The organism is Micromonospora nigra, from assembly GCF_900091585.1.
Taxonomy (GTDB): domain Bacteria; phylum Actinomycetota; class Actinomycetes; order Mycobacteriales; family Micromonosporaceae; genus Micromonospora; species Micromonospora nigra.
In genome coordinates this window covers 6160007-6180986 of the sequence record NZ_FMHT01000003.1, presented here as the reverse complement: position 1 = coordinate 6180986, position 20980 = coordinate 6160007, and the positions used below count along the sequence as shown (strand labels likewise).

The window sequence follows — 20980 nt, the reverse complement described above, 5'->3', positions numbered from 1 at the left end:
ATCGGCACATTCCCGGTGAGGGGCCGCGCCAGCGGCCCCTCACCGCTGCCCGACCGGGTCGCCCGACTGTGGCGTACCCTCGGTGCGGCCTTCGTGATCCTGGTCTTCGTGCCACCGCTGCTGCTGCTGGTGGCCGGCTCCCTCACCGAGCCGGGGCTGCCGCCCCCACCGACTCCGCAACTGGTGCCGGACCCGGTGTCCACCGTCGGCTACGAGCGCGCCCTCGACCTGGGTGGCCTGCTGCGCGCCTCGTTCAACTCCGTCGTGGTCGCGGTCGTCGCGGTGCCGCTGAGCGTGCTCGTCGCGTCCCTCGCCGGCTTCGCCATGGCCCGCCTCGCGCCGCGCGTCACCGCCACCGTCGTGGTGGCGTCACTGGCGGCGCTGATGGTGCCCGCTACCACCCTGCTGGTGCCCCGCTTCGCGATCTTCCGGTTCCTCGGACTGACCGATACGCTGGTCCCGCTGATCACCCCGGCGCTGCTGGGCACCTCACCCCTCTACGTCCTGGTCTACTATCTGGCGTTCCGGGCGTTGCCAGCCGACCTGTACGACGCCTGCCTGGTGGAGGATCTCAGCCCGATGCGTACCTGGTGGCGGGTGGCGTTGCCGCTGGTCCGCCCGGTCACCGCCGGGCTGACCGCGCTCACCTTCGTGCTGACCTGGTCGAACTTCCTCGACCCCCTGATCTACGTGTACGACCGCGACCTGTTCACCCTGCCGTTGGCGCTGCGCTCCCTGTCGCTGCTGGACCCGACCAACTTCCCGGTCTTCCTCGCCGGGGCGGTGGTCGCCACGGTCCCGGCGCTGCTGGTCTTCGTGCTCGCCCAGCGGCGTTTCCTGCACCACGACGACTGACGGGACGCTCCGATGAGACCCAAAGCCCTGCTCGCGCTCGCCCTGACCGCCGTGCTCGCCGCCACCGGCTGCGGCTCCGGCGCGACGTCGGGCGGCGGACCGGTGCGGCTGCTGGTGTTCGGCGCGCCCGAGGAACTGGCCGCCTACCGCACCCTGATCGACGCGTACGGCAGGGCCCGACCGGGGGAGCGGGTGCAGCTCATCGAGGCCAGCGACCGCAAGGACCTGCTGGCCCGGTTGGCGACCTCCGTGGCCGGTGGCTCCCCACCGGACCTGTTCCTGATGAACTACCGCTTCTACGGGCAGTTCGCCGCCAAGGGCGTCGTCGCGCCGCTCGACGACCGCATCGCCGCCTCCGACGCCGTCGACCCGGCCGACTACTACCCGGTGGCGATGGAGGCGTTCCGCTGGGACGGCAAGCAGCTCTGCCTGCCGCAGAACGTCTCCAGCCTGGCCGTCTACTTCAACCGCACCCTGTTCACCAGGTACGGCGTGCCCGAGCCGAGGGCCGGCTGGACCTGGAACGACCTGGTCGGCACCGCCACCGCCATGACCCGCGACAGCCGCGGCCTGGTCATCAGGGGCACCGAGGCCGAGGGGGCCGCCCGGCTGCCCGTCGTGCACGGACTCGGTGTGGAAACGTCGATCATCCGCCTCGCGCCGATGGTGTGGTCCAACGGCGGCGAGATCGTCGACGACCCGGCCAAGCCGACCCGTCTCACTCTGGACACCCCGGCCGCCCGGGAGGCGCTGAAGAATCTGGTGGACCTGCGGCAGGCGTACGGGGTGGTGCCCAGCGACGCCGAGGTCGAGGCCGAGGACGACGAGTCGCGGTTCCTCAACGGCCGGCTGGCCATGCTGATGACCTCCCGACGCGCCACCACCAACTTCCGCACCGTCACCGGCTTCGAGTGGGACGTCGCTCCGCTGCCGGTCTACCGGCAGCCCGTCGGAGTGCTGCACTCCGACGCCTACTGCATGACCAGGGGAGCGCGCAACGCCGACGCCGCCTGGCGGTTCATGGAGTACGCCATGTCCGCCGAGGGGCAGCGGATCATCGCCGCCACCGGCCGGACGGTGCCCTCGCACATCGAGACGTCCCGCTCGCCGGCCTTCCTCGATCCGACCCGTCCGCCGCGCAACTCGCAGGTGTTCCTCGACGCCATCCCCACGGTCCGGGCGCTGCCGACCGTGTCCACCTGGCCCGAGATCGAGGACGCCAGCTACGGCATCCTGGAGAACGCCGTGCACCGCGGCGACAGGCTCGACGACGTGGTCCGCGACCTCGACGTCATCACCCGGCCCATGTTCGCCCGGGGGGAGAACGGGTGAGCGAGACCGGGCTCGTCCTCGACGGCGTCTCGGCCGCCTACCGCGACGCGACCGTCCTGCACGGCGTCGACCTGACCGCCGAGCGGGGTGAACTGCTGGTCGTGCTGGGGCCCTCCGGCGCCGGCAAGTCCACGGTGCTGCGGGTGGTGGCCGGCCTGGAACCGGTGACCGCCGGGCGGGTGCGCATCGCCGGCCGCGACGTGACCGACCTGCGCCCCGGCCGCCGTGACGTGTCGATGGTGTTCCAGTCGTACGCACTGTTCCCGCACCTGACCGTCGCCGAGAACATCGCCTTCGGGCTGGAGGTCCGCGACACCCCCCGCGCGGTCGCTCGCGAACGGGCCCGTGCCGCCGCCGAGTCGGTCGGTTGCGCCGCGCTGCTGGGCCGCCGTCCCGGGCAGCTCTCCGGCGGTGAACGCCAACGTGTCGCCCTGGCCCGCGCCCTGGTCCGCGAGCCGGACGTGTTCCTGCTCGACGAGCCGTTGTCCAACCTGGACCAGGCGCTGCGGGTGGAGATGCGCACCGAGCTGCGGGCTCTGCACGACCGGATCGGCGCGACGATGGTGCACGTCACCCACGACCAGACCGAGGCCCTGGTGATCGCCGACCGCATCGCGGTGCTGCGTGACGGGCGCGTCGAGCAGGTGGGCACACCCGACGAGATCTGGCGCGCCCCCGCCACCACGTTCGTGGCCGGGTTCGTCGGCTCCCCGGCGATGAACCTGCTCCCCGCCACCGGCCCGGTGACACCCACCGGCGACGCTCCGGTGCTACCCACCGGTGACCTGCTCATCGGGTTCCGGCCCGAGGCGGTCGTCCTCGCCCCGGACGACGGCGCGGAGGCTGTCGTCGACCGGGTCGAGGTGGTCGGCGAGGACGCCTACGCGTACGTCACCCTCGCCGCCGGGTCGCCGGTGGTCGCCCGGGTGCCGGCGGCCCGCCGACCAGGCAGAGGCTCGGCGGTACGCGTCGCGGTCCGCTGGGCCGACACGCACGTGTTCCATGCCGTCTCCGGCCGCCGGTACGCCCCGTGACCCGACCGGACACCCGCGCCCGCCGGCAGTTGGCGCTGATGCTGGCGCCGTACCTGGTGGGCCTGGTGGGCCTGGTGCTGCTGCCCGCGCTGGTCACCCTGGCACTGGCGTTCACCTCCTACGACCTGCTGCGCCCGCCGACCTGGGTGGGCCTGGACAACCTGGTCGCCCTCGGTGACGACCCGATCTTCCGTACGGCCCTGGTCAACTCCCTGGTGTTCGCGTTGATCGCCGTACCGTTGCGGGTGCTGTTCGCGCTCGGCCTGGCGCTGCTGCTGCACCGGCGGGCCCGCGGCGTCGGCACCGCCCGCACGGCGGCGCTGCTGCCCACGGCGGTGCCGGAGATCGCCTACGGTCTGCTCTGGCTGTGGCTGCTCAACCCGCTGTACGGGCCGATCAACCAGGTGCTGCGCACCGGCGGTGAGAACGGGCTGACCGCGCTGGGCCGCACTCCGCCGCAGTGGCTCACCGACCCCACCGACGCCCGCGCGGCGATCATCCTGATGAGCCTGTTCACCATGGGGGAGACCTTCGTGGTGCTGCTCGCCGCGCGCCGCGCCCTGCCCCGCGACGTGTACGAGATGGCCGCCGTCGAGGACGCCACCGGCTGGGACGTCTTCCGCCGGATCACCCTGCCGATGATGGCGCCGGTGCTGGCGCTGCTCGCCGTCCGTGACGCCATCGCCAGCCTGCACTTCACCTTCGTACCGGCGTTCGTCGTCACCGACGGGGGGCCGCCGCCGTACTCGACGACCTACCTGTCGCTGTTCGTCTACCAGACGGGCTTCGAGTACCTTCGCTACGGCTACGCGGCGGCGGCGACGCTGGTGATGATTCTGCTGACCGCGGCGGCCGTGCTGGTGCAGTGGCGGCTGATCCGCCGCTACCGTCGCTTCTACCGGCTCTGACCTGCGGGCGGGGCGGCGGGGCGTCCGATCGGAGGTGGTCACGGTGCGACGAATGCCGGTGGTGCTGGGCGTGATCGGCCTGCTGGGCCTGACGGCGGGCTGCGGCGACGGGAGCGACCCGTCGTCTCCCGGCTCCCCGCAGCCGGCGTCGCCAGCTCCTCCGCTCGGTTCCGCCGCTCCGACCGGGCCGCCCGGTGTGCCCGGGCAGCCGCCGGCGTCGCCCACGCGACCCGCCTCCGACCCGCCGCCGGCCGGCGGCACCGCCGCGCCACTGCCCGGGACCACCGCGTTCCCGAGGCCGTCCGGTGGGGAGGTGCCCGGTGGGCTGCCCTGGGGTGGGCGGACGCTCACCGGCACGGTCGAGCGCGACGGCGACTGTCTGATGCTGCTGGTCGGGGCGCGGCGGTGGGCGCTGACCGGGGACGCGGCACGGGGCCTGACGGCGGGGCAGCGGGTCACGGTGCAGGGGTCGCTCACCACCCGACCGGCCACCTGCGGCGACCGTGAACTGGCCCAGACCATCGCGGTGACCAGAGTGATCCCGGGTTGAGGCGTGCCACCTAGCATCCTAGGACGCCCTACGGGTGGTGACCCGGGGCACCCCGCGCCCGCGGCCACACCCACCACCAGGCGGGGCGTAGGTTCGGGCAGTGCGGATCACCAAGTACACGCATTCCTGCGTACGCCTCGAACACGACGGCACGGTGCTGGTCATCGACCCGGGCACGTGGAGCGAGCCGCGCGCCCTGGCCGGCGCGGACGCCGTGCTGGTCACGCACGAACACACCGACCACGTGGACGTGCTGCGACTGGCGGGCCTGGGCGTGCCGGTGTACGCCCCGCATGGCGCGGTGCTGCCCGACCTCGCGCCGTTGCCGGTCACCCGGGTACGCCCCGGGGAACGGTTCACCGCCGCCGGGCTGACCGTGGCCGCCGTCGGGGGTCGGCACGCCACCATCCACGGTGGACAGCCGGACTGTGCCAACCTCGGCTACCTCGTCGAGGACGAGGTCTACCACCCGGGTGACTCACTCGTCGCGCCCGGTCGGCCGGTGCGGACGCTGCTCGTGCCGGCGCAGGCGTCGTGGCTGAAGCTCACCGAGGCCGTCGACTTCGCCACGGCCACCGACTCGTCACGGGTGGTGGCCATCCACGACGCGCAGCTCAACGAGCGGGGCCTGGCCAGCGTCAACGGCTGGTTCGCCGAGACGGTTCCCGGCTACCGGTACCTGTCGCCGGGGGAGACGATCTGACCCGTACCCGCGGCCGGCGGGGCCGTGGTGTCGCGGTAGATGCTGGCCAGCCACACGTCCAGCAGCACGTCGACGACGTCGGCGTCGGCCACCGCCGGCCCGTCGCCGGCGAAGGTGGCATACCACACCCGCTCGTTCATCGAGTTCAGCGCGATCGCGAGGTCCCGCGCCGGCAGCCCCGCCGGGGCAGCGCCCCGGCGGCGTTCCGCCTCGACGGCGGTGGTGATGGCCTGCACCCAGCGTTCCAGCACCGTGGCCCACAGGCGGCGCACCTCGGCGTTGGTGCCGCGGACCTGGGCGCAGGCCAGCACCACGGCCCGGTGGGCGCCGAACGTCTCGTGGAACCGGCCGATCAGCTCCCTCCAGCGGGCGCGCGGGTCCTCGGCGAGCCGGTCGAGCACGTCGCCGGCGGCGGCGTCGGCCTCCTCGGTGACCCGGTCGAGCAGGGTCAGCAGCACCGCGTCCTTCGACGGGAAGTAGAAGTAGAAGGTCGGGCGGGAGATGCCCGCGCCGCGGGCCAGGTCGTCGATGGAGATCTCGGCGAAGGAGCGCTCGGCGAGCAGCCGCTCGGCGGTGGCGAGGATGGCCGACTCCCGTTCGTCGCCCGCCGAGCGGGCCGCGCGGCGTCCGCGTGGGTTCGCGTCACGGGGGGCGGTACGGGCGGGTGTCATGAGCGTCGATCGTACACCCCCTCGACGGGCTGTCGACGTCTCTCGACAGGGTGTTGACGGTTGTCGACGGCGGTGGATAGTGTCCGGGGTCACCACCTCGGGATCAGGAGTCGTGATGTCCTCCGACCACGTCGACGTGCTCATCGTGGGTGCCGGGCTCTCCGGGATCGGCGCGGCCTGCCACCTGCGACGCAACTGCCCCGACAAGACGTACGCGGTGCTCGAGGCGCGGGGCGCGATCGGTGGCACCTGGGACCTGTTCCGCTATCCCGGTATCCGCTCCGACTCCGACATGTACACCCTCGGCTACTCCTTCAGACCGTGGACCGACCCGAAGGCCATCGCCGACGGGGACTCCATCCGCCGGTACGTCCGCGAGACCGCCGACGAGTACGGCGTGACCGGGCACGTCCGTTTCCACCATCGGGTGGTCGGCGCGGAGTGGGACAGCGAACGCGCGGTGTGGACGGTGCGCGTCCACCGGGCGGACACCGCCGAGACCGTCACCCTGACCTGTGGTTTCCTGTTCATCTGCAGCGGCTACTACCGCTACGACGCCGGCTACACGCCCGAGTTCCCGGGCATCGGGCGGTTCACCGGGCAGGTCGTGCACCCGCAGCACTGGCCGGCCGACCTCGACCACACCGGCAAGCGGATCGTGGTGATCGGCAGTGGCGCGACGGCGGTGACCCTGGTGCCGGCCCTGGCCGAGCGGGCGGCCCACGTGACCATGCTCCAGCGTTCACCGACGTACGTGCTGGCGCGGCCCTCCCGCGACGTCCTCGCCGACGCGTTGCGGCGGGTGTTGCCGGAGAAGGCCCTCTATCCGGTGGTGCGGTGGAAGAACGTGCTGCTGGCGACCGCCAACTACCAGGTCAGTCGCCGTGCCCCCGGCCTGGTGAAGAAGCTGCTGCGGTGGGCGGCGAAGGGACGGCTGCCCGCCGGCTACGACGTCGACCGGCACTTCTCGCCCCGCTACGACCCGTGGGACCAGCGGCTGTGCGTGGTGCCCGACGGCGACCTGTTCACCGCCCTGTCGAACGGCCGAGCCTCGATCGTCACCGACACGATCGACACGTTCACCGAGACCGGGATCCGGCTCGCCTCCGGCGCCGAGCTGGCGGCCGACGTGGTCGTCACCGCCACCGGCCTGAACCTGCTGGCCCTCGGCGACACCACGCTGACCGTCGACGGGACGCCGGTGGACCTGGCCCGGACGGTGGCCTACAAGGGCATGATGCTCTCCGGCGTGCCGAACTTCGCCATGACCGTCGGCTACACCAACGCCTCCTGGACGTTGAAGGCCGACCTCGTGGCGACGTACGTGTGCCGCCTGCTGCGCCACCTCGACCGCACGGGGCAGCAGGTCGCCACCCCGCTGCCGCCGCCCGACGGTGAGCTGGCCCCCATCATCGACCTGACCGCCGGGTACGTGCTGCGCAGCGTCGACGCCCTGCCCAAGCAGGGTGCCCGCGCACCCTGGCGGCTGCACCAGAACTATCCCCGGGACGTGCTGCTGATGCGCCACGGCCGGCTGGCCGACGAGGGGGTTCGGTTCTCCCAGGCGGGCACCGCGTCGCGGCCGGGTGCCGCCGACCGTTCCACCGGCACCACCGTCGGCTGAGCGAACCGCCCGGCCCCGGCCGGGCCCGTTCGGAGAGGAGCCCGCACAGTGCGTACCTTCGTCTTCACCGCCGGCACGGCCGTGGTCACCGGCGCCGCCAGCGGCATCGGGGAGGCCCTGGCGCACGGCCTGGCCCGCCGGGGCAGCGACCTGGTGCTGCTCGACCGGGACGCCGACCGGCTCGCCGCGGTCGCCGCCGCGATCGGCGCCGCACACCCCGACTGTCAGCTCGTCACCCACGTGGTGGACCTCGCCGACGCCCACGCCACCGCCCGGGTCGCCGAGGAGGTCCGGCACCGTCACCCCCGGATCCGGCTGCTGGTCAACAACGCCGGGGTGGCGCTGGGCGGCCGGTTCGACCAGGTGACGCTGGAGGAGTTCCAGTGGGTGATCGACGTCAACTTCCGGGCCGTCGTGCAGCTCACCCACGCCCTGCTGCCCGCGCTCAAGGCCGAGTCCGGCGCCCACCTGGTCACCGTCTCCAGCCTGTTCGGGCTGATCGCACCACCCGGCCAGGCCGCCTACTCGGCCAGCAAGTTCGCCGTGCGCGGCTTCACCGAGGCCCTGCGCCACGAACTCGTCGACGACGGCATCGGGGTGACGTCGGTGCACCCCGGCGGAATCCGCACCCGCATCGCCGAGAACGCCCGGATCGGCAGCGGCGTGTCCCCCGAGGAGTACGAGACGGGCCGGCGGCAGTTCGAGAAGCTGCTCAGCATCGATCCCGCCGTGGCCGCCGAGGTCATCCTGCGCGCCGTGCGCCGCCGCCGGGGCCGCGTCCTGATCGGCTGGTCGGCGAAGCTGCCCGATCTGCTGGCCCGACTCGCGCCCGCCTCGTACGGCCGGCTGCTCGTCGCCGGGCTCAACGCCGCAGCCGGCGACCCCGCCCGACGGGCCGGCCGCCCGGCCCCCGGGGCCGGGTCGACCCGGCCGCCCGCCGAACCGGCCGCGTCCGCCGAGGGGAACCCCGGGGTCGACCCGCCGTCGACCGCCGACCCGGCCGCGCCCACCGCCGACGCCCCGGGGCAGCGGTCGTGAGCGGGCACCGGCATCTCACCGTCGACGGGCGACGCGTCCGGCACCGGGTGGACGGCGACGGCCCGCCGGTGGTGATGCTGCACGGCATCGGGCGTACGCTGCGCGACTTCACCGAGCAGCACGAACTGCTCGCCGACCGGTACCGGGTGCACAGCGTCGACCTGCCCGGCTACGGCGGTTCACTGCCGCCGGCGGGGCGTTGCACGCTCGAGGCACTGGGCGGGTTCGTCGGTCGCTACCTCGACGCGGTCGGCGTCGAGGCGCCCGTGCACCTGGTCGGCAACTCGCTGGGCGGGGCGGTGGCCATGCGCGTCGCCGTGGCCGACCCGGCCCGGGTCGCCAGCCTCGCTCTGGTCAACAGCGCCGGCTTCGGCCGGGAGGTGACCATCGCGCTGCGGCTGCTCGCGCTGCGTCCCCTGGGCAGGTTGATGCTGCGGCCCACCCGTTTCGCCGCCCGCCGGGCGGAACTGTCGCTGTTCTGCGATCCGTCGTTCGCCACCGCCGAGCGCATCGCGTACGCGCTGGAGGTGGCCCGCCGTCCGTACGCGGCGCGGGTGATGCTGGAGACCGCCCGTGACCTGGGCACCTTCCGCGGGGTCGGTGACCGGTGGCGCGAGGAGCTGCTGGCCGGGGTGGAGCGTCTCGACGTGCCCACCCTGGTCGTGTGGGGCGACCGGGACCTGATCCTGCCGGCGCTGCATCTCGACGCGGCGCGCGATCGGCTGCCCCGGGCCCGCACGCACCTGTTCCGTGGCTGCGGACACATGCCGCAGATCGAGTGCGCGCAGGAGTTCAGCGACCTGCTGGCCGGATTCTGGTCGGCCGGGTCGGCCGGGTCGGCCGCCGTCGACCCGGCCGCCGCCGCGCCGGCAGCCGTCGGCGGTGACGGCGAATCCGGCCGCGGTGCCGCCGGCTGACCGGTGCCCCTGGCCCGGTCGGTGAGCCGGCGACGCTGATCGGCGGTAGGTTCGGCGCAGGATCCCACCGGCGTCGTCGCCGCACCCGGCACGCCGCCGCGTGGATGGACGGCGGCACCACGGTCGGTGCGGAGACGGAGGAGAGCGTGAGCCAGGAGGTCCGGGGGGTCATCTCCCGCAGCAAGGGCGCGCCCGTGGAGGTCGCCACCATCGTGGTGCCGGACCCGGGGCCCGGCGAAGCCGTGGTGCGGGTGCTGTCCTGCGGGGTCTGCCACACCGACCTGCACTACCGCGAGGGCGGCATCAACGACGACTATCCCTTCCTGCTGGGGCACGAGGCGGCCGGCGTCGTCGAGGAGGTGGGGGAGGGGGTCGACGGGGTCGCGCCCGGCGACTTCGTGGTGCTGAACTGGCGGGCGCTGTGCGGGGAGTGCCGGGCCTGCCGGCGGGGCCGGCCCTGGTACTGCTTCGCCACCCACAACGCGACCCGGAAGATGGCGCTGACCGACGGCACCGAACTGACCCCGGCGCTGGGCATCGGGGCGTTCGCCGAGAAGACGCTGGTCCACGCCGGGCAGTGCACGAAGGTCGACCCGGCCGCGCGGCCCGCCGCCGTCGGGCTGCTGGGCTGCGGGGTCATGGCCGGCCTCGGGGCGGCCATGAACACCGGCGGTGTCACCCGGGGCGACTCCGTGGCGGTGATCGGCTGCGGCGGTGTGGGCGACGCCGCCGTCGCCGGTGCGGCGCTCGCCGGTGCGACGACGATCGTGGCGGTGGACACCGACGCCCGCAAGCTCGACCTGGCCCGCCGGTTCGGGGCCACCCACACCGTCGACGCCTCCGCGGCCGACCCGGTCGAGGAGATCCGCGCGGCCACGGGCGGCTTCGGTGCCGACGTGGTGATCGACGCGGTGGGCCGCCCGGAGACCTGGAAGCAGGCGTTCTACGCCCGGGATCTGGCCGGCACCGTGGTGCTGGTCGGCGTGCCGACGCCGGAGATGACGGTGGACCTGCCGCTGCTCGACGTGTTCGGCCGGGGCGGTGCCCTGAAGTCCTCCTGGTACGGCGACTGCCTGCCCAGCCGCGACTTCCCGATGCTCACCGCGCTGTACCTGCAGGGTCGCCTCGACCTCGACGCCTTCGTCACCGAGGAGATCGGCCTCGACGGCGTCGAGGAGGCGTTCGCCCGGATGCACCGGGGCGACGTGCTGCGTTCGGTGGTGGTGTTCTGATGGCCGTCCGCATCGACCACGCCGTCACCTCCGGCACCTTCACCCTCGACGGGCAGAGCTTCGACGTCGACAACAACGTGTGGGTCGTCGGCGACGACGCCGAGTGTGTGGTGGTCGACGCCCCGCACGACGTGGGGGCGATCCTCGCCGTGGTGGGCGGGCGTCGGGTCCGGGCGGTCGTCGCCACCCACGCCCACGACGACCACGTCCGGGTGGCGCCCGCGCTGTCCCGGGCCACCGGCGCACCGGTGCTGCTGCACCCCGACGACCGGGTGCTGTGGGACATGGTGCATCCGGACGAGCCGCCGGGCGGTGAGCTGCGCGACGGCGCGACGGTCGAGGTCGCCGGGACGGCGTTGACGGTGCTGCACACCCCGGGCCACAGCCCGGGGGCGTGCTGCCTGCACTCGGCCGGGCTGGGCGTGGTGTTCACCGGCGACACGCTGTTCGCCGGCGGGCCCGGTGCCACCGGCCGATCCTTCAGCGACTTCGGCACGATCGTGGTCTCCATCCGGGACCGGCTGCTCACCCTGCCGCCGCAGACGGTGGTGCACACCGGTCACGGCGACAGCACCACCATCGGCGCGGAGGCCCCGCACCTCGACGAGTGGCTGGCCCGGGGGCACTGACGGGGGGCCGGCGCGCCGGTCGGTCGGGCGGCGAACCGGCCGCACCCGGCGTCCGGCGTGCCGATCGATGAACGCCTGCAACACCCAAGGGGTGATCCGCCCCGGGTTGCGGCCGGCGACCTCCATGTCCACCCACGTGATCCGTGCCGGGGCCCTCACGGCCGAGCGCACCAGCACCAGATGCGGCTCGGGCATCGCCACCAGCACCGGCTCGCCGGCGGCGAGACCGTCGACGACGAACGGCAGGACACCCGCCAGCAGGCCCTGCCGACCGAGGTAGAGGAGTCCCTCGTGGACGGAGGTGTCCGGCGTCGTCATGCCGGCAGCCCGGTGGGGTCGGTGGCGCGTACCAGATCGAGCAGCCGCCGTGTCGACGGCCGGCAACCGGTCAGGCGCACGCCGCGCCCGCCTCTGCCGGCCTCGGCCAGCAGGTGAGCCGCCCCGACGTCGACGAAGCTGATCCCGGAGAGGTCCAGCACCACCGGGTGGTCCGCCGGCCCTCGCCGCACCGCGTCGGCCAGTACGGCGGCGAACGCCGTTCGGTTGCTCGTGTCGACCTGCCCCACCAGCCGCAGCCCGGGCGGGTCCGTGGTCCGGTACGCCCGCAGCAGCGGCGTCCACGAGCGGGCCGTGTCGGGCCCCACCGTCGCCGGGTGTGCGGCGGCGACCGCCCGCAGCCAGTCGGCGGGGAAGCACCTCCGGTCGTAGAGACACAACCCGGCCACCCCGCCGTCGGGGAACAGGCCGTTCACCTGTGCCTCGTAGCGGCACAGGTCTTCATGTGGGGTGCCGTCGCGCAGCACCGGGGCCAGGTCGCCGACCAGCCGCAGCCCGGTGGCACCCTCCTGCTGCGCTGCGGCGATCTCCCCGGCCAGCAGCGTGATCAGCCGGTCGGGAAGGAAGGGCCCGTGGGTGCGGTAGCCCTGTGTGGCGGGCAGGAGGCGCAGCCGCCCCTCGGGGTACGCGCTGTCGGCGGGCCCGCCCACCGCGTCGCGTACCGCGGTCGGGGCCAGCGTGTCGAGCAGGCAGATCACCCGCTGCCCCAGGCGCAGCCCGGTGGCGGCGAAACGACCGACGGCGGCGAGCGCGTCGCTCTCGTCGTCGTACGTCCAGCAGACGTGGTCGCCGAGTCTCACCTGGTCGACCAGCACAGCGGTCACCACGCACCGCCTTCCGGTCAGCGTTCCCCACTGTATCCCCGGCCCCGGCCAACGGCACGAGCCCGCTGCGGCGAACGGAATCCGGATTGCGCCGGATGTCGGCGCGTGGCGACACTGCACGTCGTGCACCGAGCCCACCGGGGCGCAGCCCTGACGCCCGCGCAGCGCGCTGCCGTCGCGCATGTCCGCGCGGTGGCGTCGCGGGACCGCCCCGCCGCAGTTGCCGCGATCACCGGCGCGCTGGCCGGCTGCGATGTGCGCCACGAGCCGCAGCGGCTGGTCGCGGCGATCAGCCGGTGCGGGCGGATCACCGTGAACTTCCACCCCGACCGGCTGCTCGCCGACCGTCGCACGGTCGCCGGAGCGCTCGCGGCCGAGGGCGTGTACCGCAGCCAGTTCGAGACGGGGATCTCCAACGGTGGGCTGACCGCCCGTCCGGGTGGCGACCGGGACCGCTGGGAGGCTGCCATGTTCGGGGGCGCCTACCAGGTTCCCGGGGTACGCCCCGCCGAACGGCCCAAGTACGGCGGGCTCAACCTGCTCGACCATCCCGACGGGGCCTGCCCCCGTTTCGGATCCTGCCACCTGCGGCTGCGCCCGCACGTGCTGACCCGCGCCACGTTCAGCTTCGGTGACAGTCACCTCGGGCCGGCCGACCTGGGCACGGTCGAGCGGTTCGAACCGGTGCTGGCCGCCCTGCTGGCTGCGACCGCCGCCACGGGGACGTGCCTGGGCCGGCCGGGGACGGACGTGCGCACCCTGGTCCGCCACCTGCTGCGGAGCGGGGAGCCGACGGGCGACCTGCCGGGCCGGGCGCTGGACGACTACGTCGAGGCGCAGGTCCACGGCGAGTTGCGGCTGGACCGCGACGTCGAGTGCCTGGTGGTGGACCCGTCCTTCCGTGGCACGCGGGTGGGTGCGACGCTGGCTGAGGCGGCCCGCCGACACGACCTCCCGCTGCGCTGGCACGCCGGTTTCGCCCTGCCGGTGGATGCCGTCGACGCCGAGTTCCGCGGCCCGGACATCCCGCCGTTGGCCGTCCGGGTGCACCGTGAGTTCGGCCGCCCCGGTGCGCCGTTGGACGCGGCGTTGATCGGGCTGGCGGCCGGGTCGGTGGTGACCGAACCGGACCGCTGGGCCGACCGGGGGCCGGCGGCGTTCACCCTGCAACAGCTCAAGCAGCTCTGGCACGTCCTGGTGCGGTTCGGCACCCCGCACGCACGTCGGTGACGTCCGGGCCCTGATGTCGGGTTGCCGGGGTGAGCGGTGTCGCATTTCGCCTGCTGCGGGTCAGTTCCGGAATGCCCGACAGACCGCCCGGGTTGTGTCCCCCGTACCGGCGCGGCTGAACCCGGCCGAGACGCCGGATCCCCCGAGAGCGGCTCAGACCGGAGCGGCTCGCACGATCGAAAGGGCAACCATCGTGAGGTCCGACTTCGCTCGATGGCTCCCGGCCATCGCGCAGGAAGTGACGAACCGCAGGGCCGCGCTGAGCGTGGCGGGTGTGGCCGTGCTCGGCGGCCTGGCCTTCGGGCCCAGCGCCGTCGCCGCGCCGATCACCGCCGGCCCCCACGAGGGTGCCGTGGCGGCGATCGACCGGGCCACCGGGCGGGCCGCGACCGGCAGCACCGTCGAGTCGGGTCTGACCGCCGGCGGTGCCGCCGGCGAGCCGGCGCAGGGCAGGCCCAACCGCGCGGACCTGATCCCGCACGGGGTGCAGGGTGCGCAGTCGCGCATCCCGCTCGACGACGCCCAGCGGCAGAACGCGAAGACCATCATCGAGGTGGCCAAGGACACCGGTGTCGGTGAGCGGGGTGCCGTGATCGGCATCGCGACCGCGTTGCAGGAGTCGAAGCTGTACAACCTCGGTCACCTGGGTGCGTACAACGACCACGACTCCCAGGGACTGTTCCAGCAGCGGCCGTCCAGCGGCTGGGGCAGTGAGGAGCAGATCACCGATCCCGAGTACGCGTCGACGAAGTTCTTCGAGGCTCTCAAGAACGTCGGCGGCTGGCAGGACCTGCCACTGACCACTGCGGCGCAGACGGTGCAGGTCTCGGCCTACCCGTTCCACTACGCGCAGTGGGAGGAGCAGGCGGCCGACATCGTCTCCCAGCTCTGGTGACCCGTTTCTGATGACACCTTCGCCGCACCTGCCGGCCCCGCACCCGGGGCCGGCAGGTGCGGCGGCTCTGGCGGACGAGGCCACCCGTGATGTTGAGGTGAGCTGCCGCCTGGGCCTGGGCGTCGCCCTCTGCTTCGGCCGCTGCCAGGGCGCTGCTGAACCACGAAGACCGACCCCTCCGACGCCCGCCCGGTGTCCTGTCACCCGGCTCCGTCATCCTGCCGGTTGACCACCAGCGGCACCAGCACCACGATGCCCGGTGACCGTAGGGCTCGCGTCATCCGCCGGCCCGGGCCGGCGCTGCCGGGGAGAAGATGACGGCGGGGGTCGCGCCGATCATGACGAGGAACGCCGCACCGGCTCTGCTGGCCGTGGGGAAGTGGACCGGCAGTTTCGGGCAGGCGAGACAGCCCGGGGCGCGGAACGCGCTTGCCAGCCCCCGGGCCTGGTGCCCACCAGAGGCGGCTCCGGTAAACCGGGTGGCGGACAGGAGTGAATCCCCGGCGGGTGGGAAATAACAGACGCGGTCGGTGGGTTGTACCGACCGTCGGTGTGTCCAGTGTCCCCGGGCCTCACCACAATGCCGACGCGGAATACCGTCCGGCTGGAGCCGCGTCGCGCCACTCGCCGAGAGGCGACCTGCACACCGACACCGGTGCCGCCCCGAGCCGTCAGGCTCGGGGCGGTGCTGTGTGCGTACCGGATCGGCGGCTCGGGTCGCGGCCGGATGACCTCCTGTCCTAAGGTCGACTGGGACGAGCCGGGAGGGGGTGCGCCGATGGGTCTGCGGACCTTCATCGAGGGCTGGCCCGTCTACCGGCAGCTCACCGGCACCGACCCGCTGGGGCGGGGCGCGGCGGCGCAGTCGGCCCGCAGCGCCGCGCTGACCGCACGCACCGAGACCGCCGACCGGGTGGCCCGATCGGTGTGCCCGTACTGCGCGGTCGGTTGCGGGCAGCGGGTGTTCGTCACCGACGGTCAGGTCACCCAGATCGAGGGCGACCCGGATTCCCCGATCTCCCGTGGCCGGCTGTGCCCGAAGGGCTCGGCCAGCAGGAGCCTGGTCAGCAGCCCGCTGCGACAGACCACGGTGCGCTACCGGCGGCCGTACGCGACGGACTGGGAGGACCTGGACCTCGACACGGCGCTCGACATGATCGCCGACCGGATCCTCGCCGCCCGCGCGCAGACGTGGGAGGACGTCGACTCCGAGGGCAGGCCGCTGAACCGGACGCTCGGCATCTCCAGCCTGGGCGGGGCGACGCTGGACAACGAGGAGAACTACCTCATCAAGAAGTTGTTCACCGCCATGGGGGCGCTCCAGATCGAGAACCAGGCCCGGATTTGACACTCCGCCACCGTCCCCGGTCTGGGGGCCAGCTTCGGTCGCGGTGGTGCGACGGACTTCCAGCAGGACGTGGCGAACGCTGACGTCATCGTCATCCAGGGCTCGAACATGGCCGAGGCCCACCCGGTGGGTTTCCAGTGGGTGATGGAGGCGAAACGGCGCGGCGCGAAGGTGTTCCACGTCGACCCGCGGTTCACCCGCACCAGCGCGAAGGCCGACGTCCACCTGCCGATCCGCGCGGGCAGCGACATCGCCCTGCTCGGCGGGGTGGTCCGGCACATCCTCGACAACGAGCTGGACTTCCGGGAGTACGTGCTGGCCTACACCAACGCGGCGACGATCGTCAGTGAGCAGTTCGTCGACACCGAGGACGGCGCGGGGTACTTCTCCGGGTTCGACCCGGCCACGGGCAGCTACCAGCAGGACAGCTGGCAGTACGCCGGCCACGAGAGCGACTCCGGCAGCGGGCACACCGCCGACGAGCGCGACACCGCCGCCGGGTTGCGGCACGAGTCGCACGGACCGCCGGTGCACGGCGACGTGGAACGCGACGAGACGCTGCAACATCCGCGTTGCGTCTACCAGATCCTCAAACGGCACTTCGCCCGCTACACGCCGGAGATGGTGGAGCGGGTCTGCGGCATCGGTCGGGAGGCGTTCCTGGAGTTCGCACAGTCCTGGGCGGCGAACTCCGGCCGGGAGCGTACCGGCGTGCTGATCTACTCGGTGGGGTGGACGCAGCACTCCGTCGGGGTCCAGTACATCCGCACCGGGGCGATCATCCAGCTGCTGCTGGGGAACATGGGCCGCCCCGGCGGGGGCATCCTGGCGTTGCGCGGACACGCCAGCATCCAGGGGTCCACCGACATCCCGACCCTGTACAACCTGCTGCCCGGCTACCTGCCGATGCCGCACCACGCGAAGCACGAGACCTTCGACGACTGGGTGGACAGCATCCGCCACCCCGGCCAGAAGGGCTTCTGGGGCAACGCCCGTGCGTACGCGGCGAGCCTGCTGAAGGCGTACTGGGGGGACGCGGCGACACCGGACAACGACTTCTGCTACGGCCACCTGCCCCGGATGACCGGCGACCACGGCACCTACCAGCAGGTGCTCAACATGATCGACGGCAAGGTGAAGGGCTACTTCCTGCTCGGTCAGAACCCGGCCGTCGGCTCGGCGCACGGCCGGGCCCAGCGCCTGGGCATGGCCAACCTGGACTGGCTGGTGGTCCGCGACCTGTTCCTGATCGAGTCGGCGACATTCTGGCGCAACGGGCCCGAGGTCGCCACCGGGGAGATCGTGCCGCAGGAGTGCCGCACGGAGGTGTTCTTCCTGCCGGCGGCCTCCCACGTGGAGAAGGAGGGCACCTTCACCCAGACGCAGCGGTTGGTGCAGTGGCGGGAGAAGGCCGTCGACCCGCCGGGCGACGCCCGCTCGGAGCTGTGGTTCTTCTACCACCTGGGGCTGCGGCTGCGGGAGAAGCTGGCCGGCTCGACGTTGCCCCGGGACCGGGCGCTGCTGGACCTGGCGTGGCACTATCCCACGCACGGCCCGCACGACGAACCCGACGCCGAGGCGGTGCTGCGCGAGATCAACGGGTACGACGTCGCCACCGGCCGGCCGCTGTCGTCGTTCGCGCAGGCCCGCGACGACGGGTCCACGGCCGTCGGCTGCTGGATCTACGCCGGGGTGTACGCCGACGGCGTCAACCAGGCGGCCCGCCGCAAGCCGGGGCACGAGCAGAACTGGGTGGCCGCCGAGTGGGGCTGGGCGTGGCCGGCGAACCGGCGCATCCTCTACAACCGGGCCTCCGCCGACCCGCAGGGGCGGCCGTGGAGCGACCGCAAACGGTACGTGTGGTGGGACGAGGAGGCCGGGGAGTGGACCGGCTACGACGTGCCGGACTTCGAGCGGACGAAACCACCCTCCTACCGGCCGCCGGCCGGTGCCACGGGCCCGGCGGGGATCGCCGGCGACGACCCGTTCGTCATGCAGGCCGACGGCAAGGGCTGGCTGTACGCGCCGAGCGGGGTGCTCGACGGCCCGCTGCCCACCCACTACGAGCCGGCGGAGTCGCCGGTGCGTAACCCGCTGTACGCCCCGCAGGCCAACCCGACCCGCAAGGTGTACGACCATCCGGTCAACTCGGTGAACCCCAGTCCGCCGCAGGAACACAGTCAGGTCTTCCCGTACGTGTTCACGGTCAGCCGGCTCACCGAACACCACACCGCCGGCGGGATGAGCCGCACCGTGCGTCCGCTCGCCGAGTTGCAGCCGGAGATGTTCGTGGAGGTCTCCCCGGAGCTGGCCGCCCAGGTCGGGCTGGCCCACCTGGGCTGGGCGCACCTGGTCAGCGGCCGGGCGGTCATCGAGGCGAGGGTGCTGGTCACCGCCCGGCTCACCCCGTTGCGGGTGGACGGGCGGGTCATCCACCAGGTGTGGCTGCCGTACCACTTCGGGTTCGAGGGGCTGGTCACCGGCGACTCGGCCAACGACCTGTTCGGCATCACCTGCGATCCGAACGTGCTGATCCAGGAGAGCAAGGTCGGCACCTGCGACGTACGTCCCGGCCGCCGGCCCACCGGCGCGGCCCTGCGCGACCTGGTGGCCGACTACCGTCGCCGCGCGGGCCTGGTGCCGGGCGGTCCCGCGCCCACGGTCACCCCCGGCCCGGCGGCCACCGGCACCGACGGAGGCGACCTGTGATCCCCGACCCCAACAGCCTGTCCGGGCCGCTGGACCCGGCCCCGGAGGCAGGCTGGTCCGCCGCGCCACCCCGGATGGGCTTCTTCACCGACACCAGCGTGTGCATCGGCTGCAAGGCGTGCGAGGTGGCCTGCAAGGAGTGGAACGACGTGCCGGGCTCCGGGCTGGACCTGCTCGGCATGTCGTACGACAACACCGGGGCGCTGACGGCCAACTCGTGGCGACACGTGGCGTTCGTGGAGCAGTCCCGTCCCGCCCACCCGGCTCCGGCGGGCACGACGACACAGTTCCTCGGCATGCCCGGCGCGCAGCCGCCCGGGCGTACCGGCGACGCCGACGGACGCACCGACTTCCGCTGGCTGATGATGTCGGACGTGTGCAAGCACTGCACCCACGCGGCCTGCCTGGACGTCTGCCCCACCGGGTCGCTGTTCCGCACCGAGTTCGGCACGGTGGTGGTGCAGGAGGACATCTGCAACGGCTGTGGCTACTGCGTCTCCGCCTGCCCGTACGGGGTGATCGACAAGCGGCAGGGCGACGGTCGGGCGTGGAAGTGCACCCTGTGCTACGACCGCGTCGGCGCCGGCCTGACCCCGGCCTGTGCGCAGGCCTGCCCGACCGAGTCCATCCAGTACGGGCCCCTCGACGAGCTGCGCGAGCGCGCCGACTCGCGGGTGGCCGTCCTGCACGAGCGGGGCGTGTCGCAGGCCCGGCTGTACGGCAACGACCCCACCGACGGGGTGGGCGGCGACGGGGCGTTCTTCCTGCTGCTCGACGAGCCCGAGGTGTACGGCCTGCCACCCGACCCGGTGGTGACCACCCGGGACCTGCCCCGGATGTGGCGACGCGCCGGGCTGGCCGCCCTGGCCATGGCGGCGGCGGCCGTCGCCGCCTTCGTGGGCGGGTCGTCGTGAGCGCCGCCGGTCGGCCCGCCGCCGACGGGGGTCACGGGCCCGACCGTCTGTCGGCCGACGCGGCAGGTGGCACGCACCGTCCGCCCGTCGGCGACCGCTTCCGCCGGTTCCGGGACGGCCGCCGTGGCGGCGAGGAACTCGCCGTGCCGCCGGCCGAGTTCACCTCGTACTACGGGCGGCCGATCCTCAAGGCGCCCGTCTGGACGTGGGAGATCGCCGCGTACCTGTTCACCGGCGGGCTGGCCGCCGGCTCGTCGCTGCTCGCGGCGGGTGGGCAGCTCACCGGTCGTGCCGCGCTGCGCCGCGCCGGTCGGGTCACCGCCCTCGGCGCGGTCACCGCCAGCGCCGCGTTGCTGGTCAGCGACCTGGGGCGTCCCGAGCGGTTCCACCACATGCTGCGGGTCGCCAAGCCGACCTCGCCGATGTCCGTCGGCACGTGGATCCTCACCGCGTACGGCCCGGCGGCCGGGATCGCGGCGGTCGCCGAGGCGGCGGCGTGGCTGCCGGCACGGGGTGCCCCCGGTGTGGCCCGCCGACTGCTGCCACCCGTCGGGCACGCCGCGGGGCTGGCGGCGGCGGTGACCGCGCCGGCCCTGGCCACGTACACCGGGGTGCTGCTGGCTGACACGGCCGTGCCGTCGTGGCACGAGGCCTACCCCCACCTGCCGGTGATCTTCGCGGGTAGTGCCCTGGCCAGTGGCGCCGGTGTGGGGCTGCTCGCCGTGCCGCCCGGGCAGGCCGGGCCCGCCCGGCGGATGGCGGTGGCCGGCGCGGCCCTGGAACTGGCCGGCGCGCACCAGGTGGAGACCCGCCTCGGCCTGCTCAGCGAGCCCTACCGCACGGGCCGCGCGGGCCGGCTGCTGCGCGCGGGCCGGGCGCTGACCGCCGTCGGGGTGGCCGGGGCACTGCTCGGCCGGCGCAGCCGACTGCTGTCCGCGGCGTCCGGCGCGGCGCTGCTCGCCGCGTCGCTGGCCACCCGGTTCGGCGTGTTCCACGCGGGGATCATCTCCGCCACGGACCCGAGATACGTGGTGCTCCCGCAGCGGGAACGTCTCGCCCGGCGGGCGGCCGGGCCGACGGGGTAGCCGCACCGCCGCACCCGGCCCTGTGGTCAAATGCTGCGTGGAGGCGTTCAGGCGGCTGGTGCCCCTCCCGGTCTTCAACACCGGTGTGGTCCGGGATCCGGGCCAGGCGGGTTCGATTCCCGTCCGTCTCCGCCAGCGTGCGGAGG

17 protein-coding genes, 1 tRNA gene and 1 pseudogene are annotated in these 20980 nt (G+C 73.5%); 17 read left to right on the top strand and 2 right to left on the bottom strand.

Annotated features, from left to right (window positions below; translation table 11 throughout):
- Window positions 1-15: 15 nt before the first annotated feature.
- From GA0070616_RS27190 to GA0070616_RS27165, 6 genes are all read left to right on the top strand, one after another.
- Window positions 16-855, top strand: coding sequence for a carbohydrate ABC transporter permease (locus tag GA0070616_RS27190; protein ID WP_091089495.1), 840 nt, complete (start codon window positions 16-18; stop codon window positions 853-855).
- A gap of 12 nt (window positions 856-867) precedes the next feature.
- A complete protein-coding gene (locus GA0070616_RS27185; RefSeq protein WP_091089492.1) occupies window positions 868-2187 on the top strand; it encodes an ABC transporter substrate-binding protein in 1320 nt (439 codons plus the stop codon).
- Window positions 2184-3221: an ABC transporter ATP-binding protein gene (locus GA0070616_RS27180; protein ID WP_091089489.1), complete on the top strand. Its 1038-nt coding sequence runs from the start codon at window positions 2184-2186 to the stop codon at window positions 3219-3221. Before GA0070616_RS27185 ends, GA0070616_RS27180 begins: the two co-directional genes overlap by 4 nt.
- A 38-nt stretch (window positions 3222-3259) precedes the next feature.
- Window positions 3260-4129 (top strand): carbohydrate ABC transporter permease, encoded by an 870-nt coding sequence (locus tag GA0070616_RS27175; protein WP_091091799.1) that lies wholly within the window; start codon window positions 3260-3262, stop codon window positions 4127-4129.
- A 43-nt stretch (window positions 4130-4172) separates the two neighbouring features.
- Complete coding sequence (locus tag GA0070616_RS27170; protein WP_139129005.1) at window positions 4173-4679, top strand: hypothetical protein; 507 nt, start codon at window positions 4173-4175, stop codon at window positions 4677-4679.
- Window positions 4680-4779: 100 nt separating this feature from the next.
- Window positions 4780-5382, top strand: a complete 603-nt coding sequence (locus GA0070616_RS27165) for an MBL fold metallo-hydrolase (RefSeq protein ID WP_091089482.1) — start codon at window positions 4780-4782, stop codon at window positions 5380-5382.
- Here the strand turns inward: GA0070616_RS27165 and GA0070616_RS27160 are convergent.
- Window positions 5349-6053, bottom strand: a complete 705-nt coding sequence (locus tag GA0070616_RS27160; RefSeq protein WP_091089478.1) for a TetR/AcrR family transcriptional regulator — start codon at window positions 6051-6053, stop codon at window positions 5349-5351. The two genes, GA0070616_RS27165 and GA0070616_RS27160, sit on opposite strands and share 34 nt — an antisense overlap.
- Before the next feature lie 112 nt (window positions 6054-6165).
- Here GA0070616_RS27160 and GA0070616_RS27155 point away from each other — a divergent pair, with 112 nt between their 5' ends.
- From GA0070616_RS27155 to GA0070616_RS27135, 5 genes are all read left to right on the top strand, one after another.
- Window positions 6166-7677 carry a flavin-containing monooxygenase gene (locus GA0070616_RS27155; RefSeq protein WP_217628241.1) on the top strand — a complete coding sequence of 504 codons (1512 nt, stop codon included), beginning with the start codon at window positions 6166-6168 and terminating at the stop codon, window positions 7675-7677.
- A 48-nt stretch (window positions 7678-7725) separates the two neighbouring features.
- Window positions 7726-8715, top strand: a complete 990-nt coding sequence (locus tag GA0070616_RS27150; RefSeq protein WP_091089472.1) for an SDR family NAD(P)-dependent oxidoreductase — start codon at window positions 7726-7728, stop codon at window positions 8713-8715.
- A complete protein-coding gene (locus GA0070616_RS27145) occupies window positions 8712-9632 on the top strand; it encodes an alpha/beta fold hydrolase (protein ID WP_245712915.1) in 921 nt (306 codons plus the stop codon). The genes GA0070616_RS27150 and GA0070616_RS27145 overlap by 4 nt, the downstream gene beginning before the upstream one ends.
- A 146-nt stretch (window positions 9633-9778) precedes the next feature.
- The gene (locus tag GA0070616_RS27140; RefSeq protein WP_091091794.1) at window positions 9779-10864 is read left to right on the top strand and encodes an S-(hydroxymethyl)mycothiol dehydrogenase; all 1086 of its coding nucleotides are present in this window, start codon (window positions 9779-9781) and stop codon (window positions 10862-10864) included.
- On the top strand, window positions 10864-11493 hold the full coding sequence (locus GA0070616_RS27135; RefSeq protein WP_091089468.1) for an MBL fold metallo-hydrolase: 630 nt from the start codon (window positions 10864-10866) through the stop codon (window positions 11491-11493). The genes GA0070616_RS27140 and GA0070616_RS27135 overlap by 1 nt, the downstream gene beginning before the upstream one ends.
- A 314-nt stretch (window positions 11494-11807) precedes the next feature.
- Here GA0070616_RS27135 and GA0070616_RS27130 read toward each other — a convergent pair whose 3' ends face one another.
- Window positions 11808-12653, bottom strand: a complete 846-nt coding sequence (locus GA0070616_RS27130; RefSeq protein ID WP_175440219.1) for an MEDS domain-containing protein — start codon at window positions 12651-12653, stop codon at window positions 11808-11810.
- A gap of 123 nt (window positions 12654-12776) precedes the next feature.
- Between GA0070616_RS27130 and GA0070616_RS27125 the strand changes: the two genes are divergently transcribed.
- The 6 genes and pseudogenes from GA0070616_RS27125 to GA0070616_RS28395 all read left to right on the top strand — a co-directional run bounded on the left by GA0070616_RS27125 (window position 12777) and on the right by GA0070616_RS28395 (window position 20969).
- Window positions 12777-13883, top strand: coding sequence for a DUF3626 domain-containing protein (locus GA0070616_RS27125; protein WP_245712914.1), 1107 nt, complete (start codon window positions 12777-12779; stop codon window positions 13881-13883).
- Window positions 13884-14076: 193 nt separating this feature from the next.
- A complete protein-coding gene (locus tag GA0070616_RS27120; protein ID WP_091089459.1) occupies window positions 14077-14778 on the top strand; it encodes a hypothetical protein in 702 nt (233 codons plus the stop codon).
- A gap of 778 nt (window positions 14779-15556) precedes the next feature.
- Window positions 15557-18829: pseudogene (gene fdh / locus GA0070616_RS27110) on the top strand (formate dehydrogenase); the annotation flags it as partial.
- Window positions 18830-18834: 5 nt separating this feature from the next.
- The gene (locus GA0070616_RS27105) at window positions 18835-19749 is read left to right on the top strand and encodes a 4Fe-4S dicluster domain-containing protein (protein ID WP_091091791.1); all 915 of its coding nucleotides are present in this window, start codon (window positions 18835-18837) and stop codon (window positions 19747-19749) included.
- Window positions 19746-20834 (top strand): NrfD/PsrC family molybdoenzyme membrane anchor subunit, encoded by a 1089-nt coding sequence (gene nrfD, locus GA0070616_RS27100; RefSeq protein ID WP_091089450.1) that lies wholly within the window; start codon window positions 19746-19748, stop codon window positions 20832-20834. The genes GA0070616_RS27105 and nrfD overlap by 4 nt, the downstream gene beginning before the upstream one ends.
- Window positions 20835-20873: 39 nt before the next feature.
- A tRNA-Sec gene (locus tag GA0070616_RS28395) sits at window positions 20874-20969 on the top strand.
- Window positions 20970-20980: the final 11 nt, after the last annotated feature.